At 48.3% G+C, this 20,353-nt stretch carries 21 protein-coding genes, 1 tRNA gene and 1 other RNA gene; 7 read left to right on the top strand and 16 right to left on the bottom strand.

Going from position 1 to position 20,353, the window contains the following annotated elements; genetic code table 11:
- Positions 1–15 precede the first annotated feature (15 nt).
- Positions 16–2,559 carry a glucans biosynthesis glucosyltransferase MdoH gene (gene mdoH / locus ACK8NJ_RS14485; RefSeq protein WP_089703508.1) on the bottom strand — a complete coding sequence of 848 codons (2,544 nt, stop codon included), beginning with the start codon at positions 2,557–2,559 and terminating at the stop codon, positions 16–18.
- Positions 2,552–4,087, bottom strand: a complete 1,536-nt coding sequence (mdoG, locus tag ACK8NJ_RS14490) for a glucans biosynthesis protein MdoG (RefSeq protein WP_001300662.1) — start codon at positions 4,085–4,087, stop codon at positions 2,552–2,554. Before mdoG ends, mdoH begins: the two co-directional genes overlap by 8 nt.
- 393 nt (positions 4,088–4,480) lie before the next feature.
- Here mdoG and mdoC point away from each other — a divergent pair, with 393 nt between their 5' ends.
- A complete protein-coding gene (mdoC, locus tag ACK8NJ_RS14495; RefSeq protein ID WP_119171389.1) occupies positions 4,481–5,638 on the top strand; it encodes a glucans biosynthesis protein MdoC in 1,158 nt (385 codons plus the stop codon).
- A gap of 7 nt (positions 5,639–5,645) precedes the next feature.
- Here mdoC and clsC read toward each other — a convergent pair whose 3' ends face one another.
- The 6 genes from clsC to csgB form a co-directional block, all read right to left on the bottom strand.
- Positions 5,646–7,127: a cardiolipin synthase ClsC gene (clsC, locus tag ACK8NJ_RS14500; RefSeq protein ID WP_001548398.1), complete on the bottom strand. Its 1,482-nt coding sequence runs from the start codon at positions 7,125–7,127 to the stop codon at positions 5,646–5,648.
- Positions 7,069–7,602, bottom strand: a complete 534-nt coding sequence (gene ymdB / locus ACK8NJ_RS14505) for an O-acetyl-ADP-ribose deacetylase (RefSeq protein WP_000857405.1) — start codon at positions 7,600–7,602, stop codon at positions 7,069–7,071. Before ymdB ends, clsC begins: the two co-directional genes overlap by 59 nt.
- Before the next feature lie 94 nt (positions 7,603–7,696).
- A complete protein-coding gene (locus ACK8NJ_RS14510) occupies positions 7,697–8,008 on the bottom strand; it encodes a type 1 fimbrial protein (RefSeq protein ID WP_000489565.1) in 312 nt (103 codons plus the stop codon).
- Positions 8,009–8,128: 120 nt separating this feature from the next.
- On the bottom strand, positions 8,129–8,461 hold the full coding sequence (gene csgC / locus ACK8NJ_RS14515; protein ID WP_000992822.1) for a curli assembly chaperone CsgC: 333 nt from the start codon (positions 8,459–8,461) through the stop codon (positions 8,129–8,131).
- Positions 8,462–8,519: 58 nt separating this feature from the next.
- On the bottom strand, positions 8,520–8,975 hold the full coding sequence (gene csgA, locus ACK8NJ_RS14520; RefSeq protein WP_000771435.1) for a curli major subunit CsgA: 456 nt from the start codon (positions 8,973–8,975) through the stop codon (positions 8,520–8,522).
- A gap of 40 nt (positions 8,976–9,015) precedes the next feature.
- Positions 9,016–9,471, bottom strand: a complete 456-nt coding sequence (csgB, locus tag ACK8NJ_RS14525) for a curli minor subunit CsgB (protein ID WP_001469343.1) — start codon at positions 9,469–9,471, stop codon at positions 9,016–9,018.
- A gap of 754 nt (positions 9,472–10,225) precedes the next feature.
- Between csgB and csgD the strand changes: the two genes are divergently transcribed.
- Genes csgD through csgG form a run of 4 tightly spaced genes read left to right on the top strand, consistent with a single transcriptional unit; the run spans position 10,226 to position 12,571 of the window.
- The gene (gene csgD / locus ACK8NJ_RS14530; protein WP_000481500.1) at positions 10,226–10,876 is read left to right on the top strand and encodes a biofilm master transcriptional regulator CsgD; all 651 of its coding nucleotides are present in this window, start codon (positions 10,226–10,228) and stop codon (positions 10,874–10,876) included.
- A 4-nt stretch (positions 10,877–10,880) separates the two neighbouring features.
- Positions 10,881–11,270, top strand: coding sequence for a curli production assembly/transport protein CsgE (csgE, locus tag ACK8NJ_RS14535; RefSeq protein ID WP_000833288.1), 390 nt, complete (start codon positions 10,881–10,883; stop codon positions 11,268–11,270).
- Positions 11,271–11,294: 24 nt separating this feature from the next.
- Positions 11,295–11,711, top strand: coding sequence for a curli production assembly/transport protein CsgF (csgF, locus tag ACK8NJ_RS14540; RefSeq protein ID WP_001264088.1), 417 nt, complete (start codon positions 11,295–11,297; stop codon positions 11,709–11,711).
- A 26-nt stretch (positions 11,712–11,737) separates the two neighbouring features.
- Positions 11,738–12,571, top strand: coding sequence for a curli production assembly/transport protein CsgG (csgG, locus tag ACK8NJ_RS14545; protein ID WP_001189321.1), 834 nt, complete (start codon positions 11,738–11,740; stop codon positions 12,569–12,571).
- Between the two features lie 64 nt (positions 12,572–12,635).
- Here csgG and ACK8NJ_RS14550 read toward each other — a convergent pair whose 3' ends face one another.
- The 4 genes from ACK8NJ_RS14550 to ghrA form a co-directional block, all read right to left on the bottom strand.
- Positions 12,636–13,127 (bottom strand): DUF1097 domain-containing protein, encoded by a 492-nt coding sequence (locus ACK8NJ_RS14550; RefSeq protein WP_032140678.1) that lies wholly within the window; start codon positions 13,125–13,127, stop codon positions 12,636–12,638.
- Positions 13,128–13,228: 101 nt separating this feature from the next.
- On the bottom strand, positions 13,229–13,783 hold the full coding sequence (gene ycdY / locus ACK8NJ_RS14555; RefSeq protein WP_001001909.1) for a molecular chaperone YcdY: 555 nt from the start codon (positions 13,781–13,783) through the stop codon (positions 13,229–13,231).
- Positions 13,784–13,806: 23 nt separating this feature from the next.
- Entirely contained in the window at positions 13,807–14,544 is a 738-nt protein-coding gene (gene ycdX / locus ACK8NJ_RS14560; RefSeq protein ID WP_000283664.1) for a zinc-binding phosphatase, read from the bottom strand.
- A gap of 54 nt (positions 14,545–14,598) precedes the next feature.
- Positions 14,599–15,537: a glyoxylate/hydroxypyruvate reductase GhrA gene (gene ghrA / locus ACK8NJ_RS14565; RefSeq protein WP_097336446.1), complete on the bottom strand. Its 939-nt coding sequence runs from the start codon at positions 15,535–15,537 to the stop codon at positions 14,599–14,601.
- 233 nt (positions 15,538–15,770) lie between these two features.
- On the opposite strand from ghrA, the gene ACK8NJ_RS14570 reads away from it, so the two are divergent.
- Positions 15,771–15,858, top strand: a tRNA-Ser gene (locus ACK8NJ_RS14570).
- Between the two features lie 44 nt (positions 15,859–15,902).
- Positions 15,903–16,039, top strand: a non-coding RNA gene (locus ACK8NJ_RS14575) — RtT sRNA.
- A gap of 195 nt (positions 16,040–16,234) precedes the next feature.
- Here ACK8NJ_RS14575 and ycdU read toward each other — a convergent pair.
- Genes ycdU through ACK8NJ_RS14595 form a run of 4 tightly spaced genes read right to left on the bottom strand, consistent with a single transcriptional unit; the run spans position 16,235 to position 20,346 of the window.
- Complete coding sequence (gene ycdU / locus ACK8NJ_RS14580; RefSeq protein WP_411961739.1) at positions 16,235–17,221, bottom strand: protein YcdU; 987 nt, start codon at positions 17,219–17,221, stop codon at positions 16,235–16,237.
- The gene (locus ACK8NJ_RS14585) at positions 17,218–18,159 is read right to left on the bottom strand and encodes an ACP S-malonyltransferase (RefSeq protein WP_001389577.1); all 942 of its coding nucleotides are present in this window, start codon (positions 18,157–18,159) and stop codon (positions 17,218–17,220) included. Before ACK8NJ_RS14585 ends, ycdU begins: the two co-directional genes overlap by 4 nt.
- A gap of 13 nt (positions 18,160–18,172) precedes the next feature.
- Positions 18,173–19,561 carry a hypothetical protein gene (locus ACK8NJ_RS14590; RefSeq protein ID WP_115429371.1) on the bottom strand — a complete coding sequence of 463 codons (1,389 nt, stop codon included), beginning with the start codon at positions 19,559–19,561 and terminating at the stop codon, positions 18,173–18,175.
- Positions 19,558–20,346, bottom strand: a complete 789-nt coding sequence (locus ACK8NJ_RS14595; RefSeq protein WP_001055488.1) for an outer membrane lipoprotein-sorting protein — start codon at positions 20,344–20,346, stop codon at positions 19,558–19,560. The genes ACK8NJ_RS14590 and ACK8NJ_RS14595 overlap by 4 nt, the downstream gene beginning before the upstream one ends.
- Positions 20,347–20,353: the final 7 nt, after the last annotated feature.

The raw sequence follows: 20,353 nt of genomic DNA on the forward strand, positions 1-20,353 counted from the left end.
CAGGCAACTACGTTTTTATTGCGAAGCCGCATCCGGTTTACGCAATGCCAGTGGATTGAGCTTTATCCCTTCGTAATAACTCACCCATGAAGAATATCTCTCAGGGGAATTCCAGACGCGGAAATGCAGACGGGCCATCGTCACCGGATCGCTTAGCAGCACCAGGCGACGATCGCGATTCAGCTTCTCTGGCGTCTCGTTCAGCGCCTGTTCAACGTGGCGGTCACGGGCGATTTCCAGCACCTTACTGGCGCGGTGACGCGCGGTCGCCATTGCGGTTGCCAGAGCGTTAAATGACGGGTTAAACACCGCGTGCATAAAGCCATCGTCAAGGGAGCGTTGACGATTCATCTCAAGGAACCGATCGGTATCAACCAGCACCTGCGGCGGTGAATACTCTTCCGGGATCAGGAACAGTTTCCAGCGTTTGGTGCGCAGACCAACGGTGGCACGGCTGGAAATCACCGAAACAAACGGTGACAGGATCAACGAGAAGACAATCGGAGCCAGCCAGAACAGGAAACGCAGATCCAGCCACGCCATCCCAACAGCCCACACTAACCCTAACAGCAGCTGTGAGCCGTGGCGTTTGAACGCTTCACCCCAGGAAGTGGAGTCATCATCACGCTGCGGTGAATTCCACACCACTTCCCAGCCAAGGAACGCGCTGACGACGAAGACCGTATGGAACAGCATGCGTACCGGAGCCAGCAGCACAGAAAACAGCACTTCCAGCAGCAACGATAATGTAACGCGCCAGAAGCCGCCGTATTCTTTCGTTCCTTTGCACCAGATAAGCAAAATGCTCAATAGCTTTGGCAGGAACAACAGCACCATGGTCGAAGCAAAAAGTGCAATCGCCAGCTCAGGACGCCACTGCGGCCACACCGGGAACAACTGCCGTGGTTGTAGGAAGTATTGCGGTTCGGTTAACGCATGCACTACCTGCAATGCAGTAGAGAGCGCGAGGAACATAAACCACAGCGGAGCGGAGAGATAAGACATCACGCCCGTCAGGAACACCGCACGGTGAACCGGGTGCATACCCTTCACCAGGAACAGACGGAAGTTCATCAGGTTACCGTGGCACCAGCGGCGGTCACGTTTTAGCTCATCAAGCAAGTTAGGCGGCAATTCTTCATAAGAACCTGGGAGATCGTAAGCAATCCAGACCCCCCAACCTGCACGGCGCATCAACGCTGCTTCCACGAAGTCATGTGACAGGATTGAACCGGCAAAGGAACCTTCGCCCGGCAGCGGAGCCAGTGCGCAGTGCTCGATAAACGGTTTCACGCGGATAATCGCGTTATGTCCCCAGTAGTGCGACTCGCCAAGTTGCCAGAAGTGCAAACCGGCTGTAAACAGTGGCCCATACACGCGGGTCGCGAACTGCTGACAGCGCGCATACAGCGTATCCATACCGGACGCTTTCGGCGACGACTGAATGATCCCAGCGTTCGGGTTGGCTTCCATCAGGCGCACCAGGCCGCACAAACAATCACCGGTCATTACCGAGTCAGCATCCAGCACCACCATGTAGCTGTACTGGCTGCCCCAGCGACGGCAGAAGTCATCGATATTACCGCTTTTACGCTTCACGCGACGACGGCGGCGGCGATAGAAAATCTGACCTTCGCCACCGACTTCAGCGATAAGCTCCATCCAGGCTTTTTGCTCTGCGACGCAGATATCCGGGTTATAACTGTCACTCAGAATGTAGACATCAAAGTGTTTGGCATTCCCGGTGGCTTTTACTGATTCCCACGTTGCACGCAAGCCAGCAAAAACACGGTTCACGTCTTCGTTACAGATAGGCATGATCAACGCCGTGCGATGCTCCGGGTTTAATGGTTCATCGCCAACTGTTGACGCAGATATACTGTATTTATCGCGACCAATAAGCAGTTGCAGGAACCCCATCAACGCCGTCCAGAATCCGGCGGACACCCAACAGAACAGTACCGCAAAGAGGATCAGGATACCGGTTTGCAGCATATAAGGCAGAAGCTGCATAAAGGAAACCCACACATCCTGACCAACCATATCCATAGGATTAATCAGCGCCCACCCCTGATAAGGAAGAATGGTCTTCATATACCAGGTCGCGACAATAGTTTGCGCGAGCGTCAGGATCAACAGAATGTAACGGCGGATGGTACCGACGGTACGCCACTTTTGCTCGCTCTCCTGCTCTTCTTTGGTCAAACGAGCCAGATAGCGCGGCGTTACATCGCGTCCACGCAGGCGATCCCAGAAACGGCCTACCGGGTTGGTACGCCACGGGTCGGGAAACATCGAGGAGCGTTTTGCTTCTGGCATAGCCTTAAGCTGATCGCGCCCTTCGTCGTCTTTAATTAACTGTCCATCAGCAAGTGAATCTGGCCAGGCTTGTTCCAGACGCGCCTTTACCGAGCCTTGCGGGGAGTCATCCTCCCGCGCCCAGGTGCGGTGTTCGGCATCCAGCGCCTGATGAACGGCGCGGATATCAGTCTTCGGCAATGCCGCTTTCTCGCTTGCGGCGATGGGCATTGCGTCAATGTACTCAGTTGTCTTATTCATTGGCAGGTAACTGGTAGCTCCAGGTTTCACTCAACGTCTGATCGGCATTCACCAGCGCAGCACGCATTTCAGTGGTTTTCTTGGCATCTTTCACTTTCACACGCATCACCAGACGCCAGCCTTTGGTAACCGGGTTATAGCGCACCGTGCTTTCAACTATCTCACCATTATCACCAATGCTGGTTTGCGCTGTGACCGGGGTATCCTCTGGCAGTTTTTTCATCTCTGCGCCGGTAAAATCGACCACAAAGGCGATAGTACCGTCAGGCTGGCGAATCAGGTTCGACTGCTTCACATCCCCCGTTGAACGACGCGTTTGTTGCACCCATGCGTTATCTGGCGCATGCAGTTTGTCTTCATCACGGCTGAAGGTGATGGTGTATTTAAAGTTCATCTCTTTACCCGGCTCCGGCAGCTGATCCGGCGTCCAGTAAGCGACGATGTTATCGTTGGTTTCATCGTTGGTTGGAATTTCCACCAGCTCAACGCTGCCTTTGCCCCACTCCCCTTTCGGAGTCACCCATGCGCTTGGACGGAGGTCGTAACGATCATCGAGATCTTCGAAGCGGGAGAAATCGCGACCACGCTGCAACAGACCGAAGCCTTGCGGGTTTTCCATCGAGAAGCTGCTGACCGCTAAATGTTTCGGGTTATTCAACGGACGCCAGATCCATTCGCCATTACCAGCATGGATAGAGAGACCGTTAGAGTCGTGCAACTCCGGACGATAGTTATTTGCAGGCGACGGTTGGTTCGGCCCAAACAGGAACATACTGGTTAACGGTGCAACCCCCAGTTTGCCGACTTTATCGCGCAGATAGATTTTCGACTGCACATCCACAACCGTGTCACGCCCTGGCATAACTACGAATTTGTAAGCACCTGTCGCGCGCGGCGAGTCAAGCAATGCATAAATGGTTAAACGTTTATCAGTCGGTTTTGGACGCTCGATCCAGAACTCTTTGAAGCGTGGAAATTCTTCACCCGATGGCAAGGCGGTATCAATTGCCAGGCCGCGGGCAGAAAGGCCATAAACCTGACCTGCACCAATCACGCGGAAATAGCTGGCCCCGAGCATGCTGACGATTTCATCGTTTTTATCTTTGCTGTTGATCGGGTAAAGCACTTTAAAACCGGCAAAACCAAGGTCTTTTACCGTGTCTTTGTCATGCTGAACATCGCCGAAAGTGAAATAATCCGGGCTGTATTTGATTCGTTTGACTGCAGTAGCAGTCACTTCATTTATTTTGACCGGGGTATCGAAGTACATACCCTGATGGTAGAACTCGAGTTTGAATGGGGTCTTCAGATTGTTCCAGTACGCTTTGTCATGATTAAACTGGATCTGCTGATAGTCCGCATATTTCATATCGCGGAAAACGGAGGGCAAGTTGCTTTTGGGCGCCTCATAGCCTTTCCCGGCTAAGGATTGAGCTTGCTTTGCGACATCATCAATACTGAAAGCCCAGCTTGAAGATGTATACAGGGTTAACATTACTGCAGCACTCAACCAACGCATTTTCATCATTTGTAGTTTATGTTTCATAATTAGTAAGCACTTCCCCCTTTGTGTGCTTATATCGATCCGATCTATTTTAATGGATAACCAGCCATTCCGACAACAGAATCCCGGTATCGTTCAGCACGCTGGCTCATGGATTAAGCACCTGATTGCAACCGTTTTCACTTTCCGTGCTTCTCCTAAAGACAGAAGCATCGACTTCGTGTAGGGTTTGCCAGCAAATTTATTTATCAACCGTCTTACAGACGCTTCCATTCTGGTTAGTGGTAGCGATGATGCTATGCATAAAAACCTTGAAGCCTGCGCCTGGCGCGGTCAGGTCGGTGTCGCTATGGCAACAAGCCTAAAGGCATAACCCGACAGGGATAAGACGAAAAATCCGAGATTAGTTAACCATATATGAATCCAGTACCCGCGCAACGTGAATATTTCCTCGACTCCATCCGCGCCTGGCTGATGTTGTTAGGGATCCCTTTTCATATTTCTTTAATCTATTCGAGCCATACATGGCATGTGAATAGCGCCGAACCGTCATTGTGGCTGACCCTTTTTAATGACTTCATCCACTCGTTCCGCATGCAGGTATTTTTCGTTATATCCGGGTACTTTTCCTACATGCTTTTTTTACGCTATCCCTTGAAAAAATGGTGGAAAGTACGTGTCGAACGTGTAGGTATCCCGATGTTAACAGCCATCCCCCTACTGACATTACCGCAATTTATTATGCTGCAATACGTCAAAGGGAAAGCGGAAAGTTGGCCTGGGCTATCATTGTATGACAAATATAATACGTTGGCCTGGGAATTAATATCACACCTGTGGTTTTTACTGGTGTTAGTAGTCATGACGACGCTGTGCATCTGGATATTTAAACGCATCAGAAATAATTTAGAAAATTCTGATAAAACGAATAAAAAATTCTCGATGGTAAAACTATCGGTGATTTTTTTGTGCCTCGGCATCGGCTATGCGGTAATAAGAAGAACAATTTTTATTGTGTATCCGCCCATTCTGAGTAACGGCATGTTCAATTTTATTGTCATGCAAACGCTATTTTATTTGCCGTTCTTTATCCTCGGCGCACTGGCTTTCATTTTCCCTCATCTTAAAGCCTTGTTTACCACGCCGTCTCGTGGCTGTACCCTCGCAGCAGCATTGGCATTTGTCGCTTACTTACTCAACCAGCGCTATGGCAGTGGCGATGCCTGGATGTACGAAACCGAGTCGGTGATCACCATGGTCCTCGGTCTGTGGATGGTGAATGTGGTCTTCTCCTTTGGCCACCGTTTGCTTAACTTCCAGTCAGCGCGGGTGACTTATTTTGTTAACGCATCGCTGTTTATCTATCTGGTTCACCACCCGTTAACGCTGTTTTTCGGCGCATACATTACACCGCACATCACCTCCAACTGGCTTGGTTTTCTCTGTGGCCTGATATTCGTAGTAGGGATTGCGATAATTCTGTATGAAATTCATTTACGCATCCCGTTACTGAAGTTTTTGTTCTCTGGTAAACCGGTTGTTAAGCGTGAGAACGATAAAGCACCAGCCCGTTAAGCCACGCTTATAATAACCATTCCACGGGCAATATCGACGCCAGTCTGACCATAACCCGCTTCCAGAAACTGGTGGCGGGTTCTTTTTTGAGAATAATCTCTTTCTTTGCATGACGATCAACCCAGTTGATCCGTCCCCACCTGTCCAGACGGAGCTGCCAGGCCGCATCATACTGGCTCTGAATAAAGCGTTTATCAATTAACTGTGCCAGCGTTTCGCTCTCTATCACGAAGCCCATTTCAGTATTGAGCAATGTTGAACGCGGATCGAAATTGAAAGAGCCGATAAACACCGTTTTACCATCGATGCTAAAGGTTTTAGCATGCAGGCTGGCACCGGAATTACCGGTTATGCCGCGATCGTGTAACGTACTACTTTGTTCACGCGTCGGCTTGAGTTCATATAATTCCACGCCGTAGCGGAGCAATTTTTTGCGCCAGCGTGCGTATCCGGCATGGACGACAGCAACATCGTTAGCGGCAAGAGAATTGGTTAGGATCGCAATCTTTACCCCTTTTCTCACCATCCGTAAGAGTTGCGCCACACCTGCGCGTGTCGGTACAAAATAGGAAGAGATAATATCGATGCGTTCACTGGGTGAGCCCATGATATCGAACAGGCGCTGCGGTAACAGTGAATGCCGTTTTGCCTTGCCCTCCCCTTTCGCCGGATCATCACTTAATAAACGTGTTTTCGCCCAGATAAGCGGCAACGTTCCATCAACCAGATGATTTATAAACGGGCTGGATTCCATTTTGCGTAAGTAACGATGCGTCATGGCATCGTTATGCCAGGAGGCGGGTAACTCGATGCGATCCGCCATTTCACCTTCCGGGACATCCAGCACCTGCTGTAGGGGTGAAACCGATTTGCAATACCAGTAGCGGGCGAAATCATCGGCAACGTCCTCTACAACTGGTCCTATTGCCATGACATCTAAATCCGAAAAAAGTGGCTCTTCCCCTGCCCCAAAATAGGCATCACCAATATTTCGCCCCCCTACCAGCGTCACCACGCCATCGACAGTGAAACTTTTATTGTGCATACGGCGATTGAGACGGGAAAAGTCGGTGATATAACCAAGCGGACGTAGCAAGCGAAACGAGAAAGGATTAAAAAGCCGGACTTCAATGCGGGGATGACTGTCAAGCAAGCGTAAAATGTCGTCAAGTCCGGGTGTATTGTTGTCGTCCAGCAACAAACGGACGCGAACGCCACGCTTTGCTGCGGCTAACAGGGCGGAAAACAGTAACCGACCCGACATATCGTCCTGCCAGATGTAATACTGAACATCCAGCGTATGCTCTGCCATTTCGGCCAGACGATACCGGGCGGCAAACGCATCCAGACTTTTCTCCAGAGGAAAAAGGCCACACTGACCGGGATGTTGCGAACACAGTGGCAGCACCGCGCTCGCCAGCCGGGGCAAATCATTCATCTCCTTGTTGAGTAAGGAGTCTTTCGTAGAGGTGGGCGTTTTCTTCATCATAACAGACAAAGTATACCTGTTCGGGTAAAGCGTGACGGGTAATAAATTCTGAAACGGTTTTTACTGCGATTTCAGCCGCTGCCGCACGAGGGTAACCATAAACCCCAGTACTAATTGCAGGAAAAGCCACTGACGTATAGCTGTTTGCCGCCACCAGTCGTAGGCTATTGAGATAGGCATCCTGCAAAAGCTGGTCTTCGTTTTGTTCACCACCACGCCAGACTGGCCCGACGGTGTGCACTACGGCTTTAGCGGGAAGATCGCCTGCAAGCGTAATAACGGCATGCCCCGTAGGGCAATCGCCCTGCTGTTGCCTGACTTTTAAACAGGCATCCAGCAGCGCCGGACCCGCTGCGCGATGAATGGCCCCATCGACGCCGCCGCCTCCCATTAATGACGGATTAGCCGCATTCACAATCACATCAACGGCCAGTTTGGTAATATCACCCTGCACAACATGAATACGCGTTTTCATAACGCCTCCTTACACCTTCTTGTTTCTTAAGTGTACAGCAGGCTTTTTGGTTAAATCGCATTTTTCTGCTCAGCAAGGTGAGTTGTTCAGAAACTTAGTTATATTCGATGTTCATTACAGCCAGCTTTTTCTGTTTATCAAGATACTGCACTTTTACTGAGGCTATTTGCGCGTTTTTGACATTGCCGCTCATTAACGCTTTGCTGGAATAGGTTCTGCCCGGAACAGAGCCATTCTGTGGGCAGTTCATTTCTACGGGTGATGACTGGGTGCTGACGTCACATGCCGGTTCCACAATTTGGCCATAAAAGTGGATCACGCCCCCTTGCGCGCTGCTTCCTGCGATGGCAATAAAAGGAAAAAACATACTGCCGAGCATTAGAGAGTCTAAAAAAGGTCTGAACATTTATTCTATTTCCTCAATGATTAGTCATCCTTGAGGGTTGTGTTATCCATACTTTCAGGTTGGCTGATTCGCAGCAGACCATTCTCTCCAGATTCATCTTATGCTCGATATTTCAACAAATTAAGACTTTCCTGAAGAGGGCGGCCATTGTTGTGATAAATGAAGTGACTGTCCATCAGAAACAGTAACAACTATTTTCACCCGATCTTCCGGGGAAATATTTAAACTCAACTTCGTCAAAGCAATGGGTTGATTAGCAGGCAATGAGAGGGTCTTTTCTTGCTTCGTCTGACTTTGCCCTGAACTGCCTTCGCGCAGGGACAATATTTGTACTCTGCACAGACAAGATTGAGTAAGAGTGACTTCAGGAATAATGGTGTACATATCCCCTTGCTGGGTCGTATTAAAGGTTATCTGACTGGAAAGTGCCGCAAGGAGTAATAACGCATTCATATTCTTCTCCCGAAAAAAAACAGGGCTTGCGCCCTGTTTCTTTAATACAGAGGATGTATTAGTACTGATGAGCGGTCGCGTTGTTACCAAAGCCAACCTGAGTGACGTTAACGCTGGAGTTAGATGCAGTCTGGTCAACAGCAGCACCGTTACCGCCACCGAACTGTTTAACAGTCATAGTAGAATCTTTACCATTCCACTGATCAAGAGTAGCGCTGTTGCCGAAACCACGCTGAGTCAGATCGATTGAGCTGTCATCAGAACCTTGGCCAACATCTGCGCCGTTACCGCCGCCGTGCTGGGTAATGGTCAGATCAGAGTTACGGGCGTCAGCTTGCAGAGCAAGAGCAGAGTTACCGCCACCGTACTGGTAAATGTTCAGCTCTGAATTTGGGCCGCTATTATTACCGCCACCACCGTGGTTACCGCCGCCGCCGTACTGAGGAACAACACCTGCCAGAGCGCTACCAGAGAATACGATTGCTGCAATTGCTGCTACTTTTAAAAGTTTCATGTAAAACCCCCATCGGATTGATTTAAAAGTCGAATGGAAATTAACGTTGTGTCACGCGAATAGCCATTTGCGACTGTCTCTGCACTACAATTGCCGTTTTTTGAGTACCATACTGTGTAATATTTGCTTTATTACCAGAACCTTTCTGGATAATCATCGCAGTATTACCATAAGCACCTTGCGAAATACTGGCATCGTTGGCACTGCCCGCCTGATCAATATATGCAAGGTTATAATCTCCTGTCTGGTCAATCTTTGCCCGATTGCTACTACCTTCTTGCGCAACAACCGCCAAAAGTTTTGAGCCTCCCTGCCGTACCTGAGCACTATTATTAGTCCCAGCTTGACCAATTATGGCTGCCTGATTAAATGAAGACTTACTCAATTCATTTACCGCGAAGTTATATTCTGAATTAGCTAAATCATAACCTGCTGCGGCTGCAATCCCAGGCGCACCCAGTATTGTTAACATCATAAATAACAATTTGTTTTTCATGTTGTCACCCTGGACCTGGTCGTACATTTAAGAAATTAAATCATTTCAACTTGGTTGTTAACGCAACCTGTATTTTGTTAACGCTGCGTTACGATGGAAAGTATGTCTGCGGAAATATTTTTAATAACTCACCCGCGCGTTGTATTTTTCTTTTTTTGTTCATACCAAAGTATTAAAACCCACGTAAATACGCTGTTATCTACGCAAAAAAATATTTTGTTTTCTTTTAAATCTCCGTTTTCCGCAATCAAAAATCACCAGACAGCCATTCTTCTTGCCCGTCGCTGATTGCTGCGATATGTCTTGCGCACAAGCCGTGACAAACCTCGTCTTTTTGCAGTAAAAAATTGTCCACGGAGGTGTGAAGAAAAAACAAGAACGTTTTACATGACGAAAGGACTACACCGAAATATTTTTTATATGCATTATTAGTAAGTTAGCACCATTTGTATGATTTTTTAAAATTGTGCAATAAAAACCAAATGTACAACTTTTCTATCATTTCTAAACTTAATAAAACCTTAAGATTAACATTTTAATATAACGAGTTACATTTAGTTACATGTTTAACACTTGATTTAAGATTTGTAATGGCTAGATTGAAATCAGATGTAATCCATTAGTTTTATATTTTACCCATTTAGGGCTGATTTATTACTACACACAGCAGTGCAACATCTGTCAGTACTTCTGGTGCTTCTATTTTAGAGGCAGCTGTCAGGTGTGCGATCAATAAAAAAAGCGGGGTTTCATCATGTTTAATGAAGTCCATAGTATTCATGGTCATACATTATTGTTGATCACTAAACCTTCTTTGCAGGCGACAGCTCTCTTGCAGCACCTTAAACAATCGCTGGCAATTACAGGAAAATTACATAATATTCAACGTTCTCTGGACGATATATCTTCAGGCTCTATTATTCTTCTGGATATGATGGAAGCGGATAAAAAGCTTATCCATTATTGGCAGGATACTTTGAGCAGGAAAAACAACAATATCAAAATATTGTTGCTAAATACGCCTGAAGATTACCCGTACCGCGACATTGAAAACTGGCCTCATATCAACGGCGTTTTTTATGCCATGGAGGATCAAGAACGTGTTGTCAATGGGTTGCAAGGCGTCCTGCGCGGCGAATGCTACTTTACGCAAAAGCTTGCCAGTTACCTGATTACGCATTCAGGTAACTATCGTTATAACAGCACGGAATCAGCCCTCCTTACTCATCGGGAAAAAGAGATCCTGAATAAGCTGCGTATCGGCGCGTCTAATAACGAGATCGCTCGTTCGTTGTTCATCAGCGAAAATACGGTTAAAACGCATCTTTATAATCTTTTCAAGAAGATAGCCGTAAAAAACCGGACACAAGCGGTTTCCTGGGCAAACGATAACCTCAGGCGATAAAGCCATGAAACGTTATTTACGCTGGATTGTGGCGGCAGAATTTCTGTTCGCCGCAGGGAATCTTCACGCCGTTGAGGTAGAAGTCCCGGGATTGTTAACTGACCATACTGTTTCATCTATTGGCCATGATTTTTACCGAGCCTTTAGTGATAAATGGGAAAGTGACTATACGGGTAACTTAACGATTAATGAAAGGCCCAGTGCACGATGGGGAAGTTGGATCACAATAACGGTCAATCAGGACGTTATTTTCCAGACTTTTTTATTCCCGTTGAAAAGAGACTTCGAAAAAACTGTCGTCTTTGCACTGATTCAAACTGAAGAAGCACTAAATCGTCGCCAGATAAATCAGGCGTTATTAAGTACGGGCGATTTGGCGCATGATGAATTCTAAATAAAAAATTGTTCGGAGGCTGCAATGCGTGTCAAACATGCAGTAGTTCTACTCATGCTTATTTCGCCATTAAGTTGGGCTGGAACCATGACTTTCCAGTTCCGTAATCCAAACTTTGGTGGTAACCCAAATAATGGCGCTTTTTTATTAAATAGCGCTCAGGCCCAAAACTCTTATAAAGATCCGAGCTATAACGATGACTTTGGTATTGAAACACCCTCAGCGTTAGATAACTTTACTCAGGCCATCCAGTCACAAATTTTAGGTGGGCTACTATCGAATATTAATACCGGTAAACCGGGCCGCATGGTGACCAACGATTATATTGTCGATATCGCTAACCGCGATGGTCAATTGCAGTTGAACGTGACAGATCGTAAAACCGGACAAACCTCGACTATCCAGGTTTCGGGTTTACAAAATAACTCAACCGATTTTTAAGCCCCAGCTTCATAAGGAAAATAATCATGCAGCGCTTATTTCTTTTGGTTGCCGTCATGTTACTGAGCGGATGCTTAACCGCCCCGCCTAAAGAAGCCGCCAGACCGACATTAATGCCTCGTGCTCAGAGCTACAAAGATTTGACCCATCTGCCAGCGCCGACGGGTAAGATCTTTGTTTCGGTATACAACATTCAGGACGAAACCGGGCAATTTAAACCCTACCCGGCAAGTAACTTTTCCACTGCTGTTCCGCAAAGCGCCACGGCAATGCTGGTCACGGCATTGAAAGATTCTCGCTGGTTTATACCGCTGGAGCGCCAGGGCTTACAAAACCTGCTTAACGAGCGCAAGATTATTCGTGCGGCACAAGAAAACGGCACGGTTGCCATTAATAACCGAATCCCGCTGCAATCTTTAACGGCGGCAAATATCATGGTTGAAGGTTCGATTATCGGTTATGAAAGCAACGTTAAATCGGGCGGTGTTGGGGCAAGATATTTTGGGATCGGTGCCGACACGCAATACCAGCTCGATCAGATTGCCGTGAACCTGCGCGTCGTCAATGTGAGTACCGGTGAGATCCTCTCCTCGGTGAACACCAGTAAGACGATACTTTCCTATGAAGTTCAGGCCGGGGTTTTCCGCTTTATTGACTACCAGCGCTTGCTGGAAGGGGAAGTGGGTTACACCTCGAACGAACCCGTGATGCTGTGCCTGATGTCGGCTATCGAAACAGGGGTCATTTTCCTGATTAATGATGGTATCGACCGTGGTCTGTGGGATTTGCAAAATAAAGCAGAACGGCAGAATGACATTCTAGTGAAATACCGCCATATGTCGGTTCCACCGGAATCCTGATAGATAAAAATGCCGGAATTAATAATCCGGCATTTTACTGTTTAAGCGAAAGCGTGAGTGCCCCTCACGCTTTATTTTTGATTTGCTGCTCACGGTGAGCGGTCTTCGTACTACGCGCCGCCAGCCACAGGCCGCTGTTTTTCATTGCGTAACCAAATATCAACCCGAGCCCCAGCGAAGGTAACACCAGTTTCCAGTCACCCTGCCCGGCAAACGTCGCGCATGCGCCTATAAACGTTCCCGGAACAAATGAAAGCAGCAGCTGTTTGGCCTGAATACACATCAGAAACGCGACAATACCGGTTATGACATAACCGAGAATTTCCAGATGTGGTGCCAGTGCACTACCGTAAATAATGACCATCGCCCACACCACGCCACTAAGCAGGGTTGCAGCGGAGATCGCCAGCCCTTTCAGCCCACCTTGCGGGCAGGCAAAGTAGGCCGTACAGCCCAGGAAGCCCGCCCAGCTTAGTAAGCCCAGGGAAACAGCCACCCATCCCCAGATACCGGAGAGAATGCCTGTTGTGATTGCAATAGAGAGAAGTATGTTCATGCCGCGCATGATAGCAGAAAACGCGGCCATGAATGAGATCGAGCACACATTTTATGCAACAACAAATTATCTGTTGCAGTTATGAGTGATGCAGATCACATTTACTCTTCAGAATCTTCTTCCAGCTCGTCCCACATTGCACTAATAGCATCGCGGGTTAGCGGTGCCATGGTGCGCCAGAAAGGCGTAGTTGCATGGGCCTCCACTTTGCCAAGGAACGCACCACACCAGGGTAACAGATACTCACTGAACAGTGTTTCCAGTGCTTCGCTCTCATCTTCCGTTGACTGATCTTCCAGCCAGGAAGCCGCGAGCAGCAATGTGCCGATGTGATCGGCTGGCGTATCCGCTAATGGCATCCCCCTTTCGGAAAGAAAAGCGCGCACTTCCGCTTCCGTCGCGCCCTCAACCCATGCGCTACGATATGGCGGCACAGCACATTCATCGCCGATAAACAACGCATTGTAATCGGCAGAGACTTGCGCCATATCACAGCTTTTCTGTAAACGCGTCAGTAACTCATCCTGCTCCAGTGGCCAGTTCGCAGCCAGTTTCCCCTCACGAATCAGGGTAAACAGCGGCACCAGTAAAGGATCTTGCGGTTGGCGGTAATAGAGCGAACCCAGCACACGACAGAGGATAGAAAACTCGTTCATTAATATATTTCCATTACTAGTAATTAAAGGTCTGCAAATTCCGCAATCGGTGCCATACCGCGAGATTCAAGGAAGTTCAGTAAGCGGCGCGGAGAAACATTCAAAATGCGCTCTGGCGGAAAATCTACCGCGTCGAGGATTTTAAGACACTCTTCAAATTCCCCCATGGTAAACGCGGTGTGAGAATCCGAGCCTAATGCCACCCAACCTCCAGCGTCACGTACCGCTGCAGCTACCGCACGACAGTTGTCTTCACTGCCCTTACGTGAGTGTAAAAATGAGGAATTATTGATTTCCAGCGCCACCTGATGTTTCGCAGCTGCTTCAGCAACGGCTTTAACATCTATTTCATATTTCGGATTTCCGGGATGGCTTATTATATGCACATTGCCGCTGGCGATAGTGGCGATCATCGCTTGTGTATTGGTCGCTTTATCATGTGGCGCAAAAACCGGCTCATGAAAACCGGCAATAATCAGATCCAGCGAATCAAACATTTTGCCGCTGCAATCAATTTCACCATCAACATTTTTAATGTTAGCTTCGATGCCGCGCAGGATCCCTACCCCATCAACCACTCGCGGCCAGATACGCATGTTAATGAAGTGCCAGTGATGTGGCGCATCTTCCATATCCGGGCCATGATCGGTGATAGCAAAAAGTTTAATGCCCTTTTGTTTGGCCTGGGCAATGTAATCACTCAATGTGCTATATGCATGCGTGCTGGCAACGGTATGCATATGAAGGTCGACGGGATACATAACTCTCTCCTGTATTCAATTCCCGCCAAGGATAGCAGGAAACCTGATGCTTTATTAGTAGCCGCGTGCGCGGTCGACTTGCCCGCAAACCCTCTCCCCTTTTTCGAGCTGGGCAATGGTGCGAGAAATGTACTCCACTGCTTCAGCGGGACGGGTAATCGCGGCGACATGTGGTGTTATCGCCACGCCAGGATGTAGCCAGAGCGGACTTTCCGGCGGTAAGGGTTCGCGATTAAAAACATCCAGCATTGCACCTTTAACTTTGCCGCTATCCAGCGCCGCGAGCAGGTCATCTTCCACGACATGAACACCACGCGCCAGGTTGAGGAGATACGCGCCATCCGGTAATTTTTCGAGTAATTGTTGATTAATAATGCCGACGGTTTCAGGGGTATTCGGTAACAAATTAATCAATACCCGGCATTGGCTCAGAAATGCAGAAAGTTCTTCTTGTCCGGCAAAGCTTTGCACGCCAGGCCACGATTTACGGGTTCGACTCCAGCAACGCAGCGGGAAGCGCCAGGTTTGCAGACTCTGTGCAACTTTACTGCCCAGTACGCCTGCGCCCAAAATGCCGATGGTAAAATCTTCCCGATGATATTCAGGAAGCGGTTGCCAATGCGAACTATTTTGCTGGATGCGATAATCGTCAAAACGTCGAAACCAATGCAGCACCTGACTGACAGCATATTCCTGCATTTGCTCGCCCATACCGGTATCTTCCAGGCGAAAAAGTGGAACAGAAGGCTTCAGCATTTCAGGGTGTGCCTGTAGCTTGCTCAAAATAGAATCAACACCGGCCCCGAGTGCGAACACCGCTTTAAGATCGCGCCCTGCCAGCATTTCAACTGGAGGATGCCAGACTAAAGCATAATCAGCAGAGTCATTATCTCCGCTTTTCCATGCTCTGACTCTTGCCTGAGGAATAGCTTTGCGCAGTGCCTCAATCCACCATTGGGTATCGAACGTTGGGTGATAAAAGATGATGTCCATACTGACTCCCGAAAAGCGTTGCGCAAAATTTATTCGCACTTATCGTTATGATCTACAAAAGCCACCAGCATAACAAATCCGTGGTCGGTGGCAAAAAAAGCAGATTTCGCTTATTAAAACTGCACATTGATTGAAGTTTGAATAAACGCGCGATTTTTTAAAAAAGTTTGTTGACCTCAGGTCATGATTTCCCTAAATTAGCGCCCGTTCCAGCAAGACAGGAACGACAATTTGGTGAGGTGTCCGAGTGGCTGAAGGAGCACGCCTGGAAAGTGTGTATACGGCAACGTATCGGGGGTTCGAATCCCCCCCTCACCGCCATCTTTAAAGAAGAGCTCGTACGAAGGTACGGGCTTTTTTTTCGTATATTGCACACACCGGGGGGATGAGAAGCCCCGACCGGGGTTCGACAACTGGCGACAGCCAGTTGGACAGACCGTGAACGCAGTGAGCGGGCTGCCCGCAGGGCGAGCGAAGCGAGTCAATCCCCCCCTCACCGCCATCTTTAAAGAAGAGCTCGTACGAAAGTACGGGCTTTTTTTCGTATATTGCACACACTGGGTCCCCCCCCCCGCCCAAGTCTGTTAGGGCGAGGGGTAATCGTGCACATCAACTGTCTGATTGCTCAGTCAACAATCAAAATGCGCAATAGAGTACAGAACATATATGTATTATCTGGACACTTCCTATCACTTCCTCACTTATTAAAATGCCCCCAACGAAAATACATGTCACATGCCATCATAAAATCGTTATGCCAGAGGAATCGACAATGGAAAAAATAGTAAATTAAGCATGGTACATAGCAGAGTAAAAAATAGGCTTCAAACCAAATCCGCCATTCCACAAGCGTTGCCAATACCGACACCAGCGTAATCCACATCACTTCAATAACCAGCAATATGAATAACCGAAGCCAAAGCGGCTTGGCAAAAAAGGTCGACAACGCATTTTCACTGGAGAAAAACAGATCAATTTCCTGCAAAAAAAGCCTGCCCAGAAAAGCGTACCGCTTGGAGAAGCGCAGAAAAAACAGATTAATCGCCAACACTACGCCACAAAGAATGAGCAATGCAATTATCGATTTAAACGTTAACCACTGCCCCTCTGTCACAAAAGAATTACTGTTACGCAACGGGCTGATAGTAAGCAGGTTAACAACCGTTGAGATGCACACCGAAAGCAGCACATAGCGAGTCAGACTTTTATATTTTACCTTTTTCGCCACTGAAATAGCGACCTGCTTGACATAACTGGTGCGGATCATCCGAAACAGCAGAAAGATAACCAACGGCCCAAGTAACGAAATCAGGAACAGCGCATATAACGCGGGTAGAAGCTGGTATAGCCCCCAACTCATTGCACTCAACATGATTAGCGATAGAAATCCTGCCACCAGAGGTTGCGTAAGAAATAATTCTATTTTGTGGTTCTGCTTTTTCTTAAACCACGAAAAATCGATATTCTTCGTGACGCATTTATAAGCCCAGTACGCCTTGAGATCAAAAATAAAATTATACAGCACCAGGGCCAGAATCCCACTAACGACACCAATATCCTCAGATGGAAAAGTAAACCCTGCATTTTTCCAATAAAAGCCTATCAGAATTAGTCCAATAGCATAAATGTATATCAGATTTCGTTTATCCTGAAAGCGAATAAAAGTTAAATAATCAGGAATCATTTGAATACCTTCGCATCACTAAATGCTTTACGACAATGCATAACTCGTTGCTGATCCACGCCAGCAAAATCATTTAACATATTCCCCAAATAAGGCTTATTACTTATTTCAAGGAAAGCTACAGGGGTTGGCATATTCAGAAATGTATCGAGAGATTCAGTCCATTTCACCGTATGAGTTAAGTGTAATGAGAGATTTTCTTTGATAATTGACGGAGCGACCTCGCTTTTTGCTGTTACGTTCATCAGAACCTGATGCTCTGGTGAAGCGATATCCAGTCCGGCAAGATAATCGCGCATTGCCTGAACGCCGTCTTCCATCAAACGCGTGTGCCAGGCACCGCTCACACCGAGTTTAACCGGTTCGTATCCAGCGGCCATCAGCAGCGTGGCAAATTCATTCAACGCCGCCTGCGTTCCCCCAATAACCTGCTGGCGCGGCGTGTTATCACAGCTAATATCCAGCGCAATGCCTGATTCCGTAATCATCGTCTGCAGTTGTTCGCGGTTGATGCCTTTAACCGCCAGCATTGCGCCTTTATTTCTCTGGCTTTCGTCATGCATCAGGCTGGCTCTGAAGTGAATCATGCCAAATAGCGTCTCAAGAGAAATAGCTCCGGCGGCGTAGAGCGCACTGTATTCACCAACGCTGTGTCCGCAGGAGCCCACAACCGTTAAATTCTCAAGACGCTCACGGCACAGGGTATAGAGCGTTACATTAATTGCGGTCACCGCCAGTTGTTGTACCGTCGTTTGAATAAGGCGATTCATCGGCCCTTTCTGACACAGGCGACGCAGGTTCAGCCCGGAAATATCGCTGGCACAATCCCAGATATGTTTTGTACTGGCATTGAGATCCCAAAGATCGCTGCCCATGCCAATAACCGGATTACCCTGACCGGCAAAAAGCAGTACTGTCGGTTGTGAAGCATTATTCATCATCTCTTTATCCTTATAGATAGTATTTAAAGCCCAAATAAAGGCCTAACGTGTCGCCAAAAAGCGCAAATTCGGAGTACCGGCTTCCCAGCGCGCTATAGCCACCAGCATAGGCTTCAAGCTGGTTACTGATAGCGCTGAGCGGCGTGGAATAATGCAGGCCCAGCAACGTGCTGCCATCAACGAGATTGACCACCAGCGAAGGCTGCAGCGTCGACTCTCCCGCCAGCGGCAGACTGGCCCAGGCGTTCAGATAGTGCTTACCCTGCAGCATCCCCTGATTGGCGGTATTGCTGATTTCTGAAGCCATCAGGTATTTGTAAGAATCAAATGCCTGATCCAGTGGCGCATAGCCGGTTGTGGTATTGAGGAAGTCAATTAACTCACGCTGCTGACGCTGTTCAGCGCGCGAATAACCCTCGCTCTGAAAGTAATACTCAACGCCAAACACGCTGAAATTATCACTGGTGTACTGCCCACCCAGGGCCAGCTCCACGCCGCTTTCATCTTTCGTTTCATAGAGCGAATCCGGAAACTGATATTCCTCGACCTGCGCCGTCTCACGGTGGGAAAGATGCCGCCATTGCTGGGAGCGGTGGTAGGCTGCGTCGACATTCAGCGTAAGCTGCGGGGTGTAGTGATAACTGTCAGACAGCGCGAGTGACGGCGATGGCCCGAGCCGCACATTGACTGTCGGCGTGTGCTCACCAAAGCGATGATCGCTGTAGCTCAGCAGATAGGCTTCATCGCTGTTTCCCTGCTGATTAGCCGACCAGTTGCCAGACGTCACATAGCGTTTGTCGATGGTGGCTAACTTCGGTATGACGCTCGCCGAAAACGCATAATCGCGTGTATCCACGCTCATTTTTGCGCCCCACGATGACGCCTGATACGCCGATGTCATTTTGGGATCGTGCAAACGCGTCGACTGGAATCCGGTGTAATAATGCGTTTGCAAATCAGAAGGCGAACGCAAAAAGAACATTCCTGACGGCGCGGCAAATTTGCCTGCTTCAAATTGAACGCTGTCCGAAGCGCTATAGACCAGACTGAGGCGGTTAATTAACGCACGCGTGCGGCTATCATCCGTTTCGAATTTCCCTGCGGGTTTAAGCGCATATTCGTTTATTCCATACAGATTGAGCTTAAGGTCCAGCGTATTGTCGATTATCGAACAGCCACTGTTGATGCCAATCCCCGCCTCCTGATAACCGTTGTGACGAGTGTAGGGATTTTTGCCTGCAATCTGCCAGGCCGAAGCCTGTTTATTGACATAAGACACCTGCTCGTAGAGCGTCACATCGCTGTTTTGTGCCACCTCGTCACCTGACAGGCAATCCGCCTGTACCGTCAACGGCAGCGCAACACACAGCAACGAAGAGATCTTCAGCGTGCGTTTCATTTCGCACCTCGCTGAATATACTCTTTGGTGAAATGAAACTCTGGCAGCGATTCCAGACGAACATCGCTGTACTCCATCACTGAATAGTTATTGCCGTGACGGACATCGGTAACGGTTATTTTCATGGGTCGCGTTTTCCCCAGCACCGGCTGGAAATCCTGATACAACACTTCTTTTATTAACTGGTCATCCTGCGAATAATAGGCCGCCTTCCACGGGCGATTATCACCGTCTTTTTCAACGTAATAGATAACCTTCGGCCAGGTGATATCCGCCGATTTACGCACCAGCGCGAGCTTGTAACACTGCTTTTCAGCACAAGAGACTTCCCCCACCAGGGTCGAGTCATAGGCATATTCAAAGTTAGTGACAATGACATCGCCATTAGAGATTTGCCCAATTAATCTTTGTTGCCGTGAAATAGGCATCGGACGTCGCAATTCCGGCGTGTAAAACCATAAATCGTACCAGTCGGAAAGCATGATTTTTCCTTTGTCTCGCGGCGGATAAATAAAACGCACCAGCGAGCGTGCATCCGCTTTTTCATTACCCTGCGGTTTCATAAAACGCATGGAAATATCGAGGATCTGTTTATTCTCTAGCTGGGTTGCGCCCGCTTTATATTCCGTTACCGTCAGCGTGTAACGAAACGGTTTATTCGGCGAACGAATTTCGTCAGCGCGACGAATTATCTCCAGCGCCTTATTATCTGTGCTCGCCGCCTGAACGCACGACGTAGCGAGCCACAGGCAAGCAAACCACTTGCCGTAAAAAGCCATATTCATAATCAGT

It is taken from the genome of Escherichia sp. F1, from assembly GCF_046764225.1.
Lineage (GTDB): Bacteria > Pseudomonadota > Gammaproteobacteria > Enterobacterales > Enterobacteriaceae > Escherichia > Escherichia coli.

Coding starts and splice junctions, on each gene's coding strand:
- ycdU (WP_411961739.1), bottom strand. CDS start 17,221: ATGATTCCTGATTATTTAACTTTTATTCGCTTTCAGGATAAACGAAAT.
- ycdY (WP_001001909.1), bottom strand. CDS start 13,783: ATGAACGAGTTTTCTATCCTCTGTCGTGTGCTGGGTTCGCTCTATTAC.
- ACK8NJ_RS14550 (WP_032140678.1), bottom strand. CDS start 13,127: ATGAACATACTTCTCTCTATTGCAATCACAACAGGCATTCTCTCCGGT.
- ACK8NJ_RS14510 (WP_000489565.1), bottom strand. CDS start 8,008: ATGTTCAGACCTTTTTTAGACTCTCTAATGCTCGGCAGTATGTTTTTT.
- csgA (WP_000771435.1), bottom strand. CDS start 8,975: ATGAAACTTTTAAAAGTAGCAGCAATTGCAGCAATCGTATTCTCTGGT.
- ycdX (WP_000283664.1), bottom strand. CDS start 14,544: ATGTATCCCGTCGACCTTCATATGCATACCGTTGCCAGCACGCATGCA.
- clsC (WP_001548398.1), bottom strand. CDS start 7,127: ATGATGAAGAAAACGCCCACCTCTACGAAAGACTCCTTACTCAACAAG.
- mdoH (WP_089703508.1), bottom strand. CDS start 2,559: ATGAATAAGACAACTGAGTACATTGACGCAATGCCCATCGCCGCAAGC.
- csgD (WP_000481500.1), top strand. CDS start 10,226: ATGTTTAATGAAGTCCATAGTATTCATGGTCATACATTATTGTTGATC.
- ymdB (WP_000857405.1), bottom strand. CDS start 7,602: ATGAAAACGCGTATTCATGTTGTGCAGGGTGATATTACCAAACTGGCC.
- csgF (WP_001264088.1), top strand. CDS start 11,295: ATGCGTGTCAAACATGCAGTAGTTCTACTCATGCTTATTTCGCCATTA.
- ghrA (WP_097336446.1), bottom strand. CDS start 15,537: ATGGACATCATCTTTTATCACCCAACGTTCGATACCCAATGGTGGATT.
- ACK8NJ_RS14590 (WP_115429371.1), bottom strand. CDS start 19,561: ATGAAACGCACGCTGAAGATCTCTTCGTTGCTGTGTGTTGCGCTGCCG.
- mdoC (WP_119171389.1), top strand. CDS start 4,481: ATGAATCCAGTACCCGCGCAACGTGAATATTTCCTCGACTCCATCCGC.
- csgC (WP_000992822.1), bottom strand. CDS start 8,461: ATGAATGCGTTATTACTCCTTGCGGCACTTTCCAGTCAGATAACCTTT.
- csgG (WP_001189321.1), top strand. CDS start 11,738: ATGCAGCGCTTATTTCTTTTGGTTGCCGTCATGTTACTGAGCGGATGC.
- csgE (WP_000833288.1), top strand. CDS start 10,881: ATGAAACGTTATTTACGCTGGATTGTGGCGGCAGAATTTCTGTTCGCC.
- ACK8NJ_RS14585 (WP_001389577.1), bottom strand. CDS start 18,159: ATGAATAATGCTTCACAACCGACAGTACTGCTTTTTGCCGGTCAGGGT.
- csgB (WP_001469343.1), bottom strand. CDS start 9,471: ATGAAAAACAAATTGTTATTTATGATGTTAACAATACTGGGTGCGCCT.
- ACK8NJ_RS14595 (WP_001055488.1), bottom strand. CDS start 20,346: ATGAATATGGCTTTTTACGGCAAGTGGTTTGCTTGCCTGTGGCTCGCT.
- mdoG (WP_001300662.1), bottom strand. CDS start 4,087: ATGATGAAAATGCGTTGGTTGAGTGCTGCAGTAATGTTAACCCTGTAT.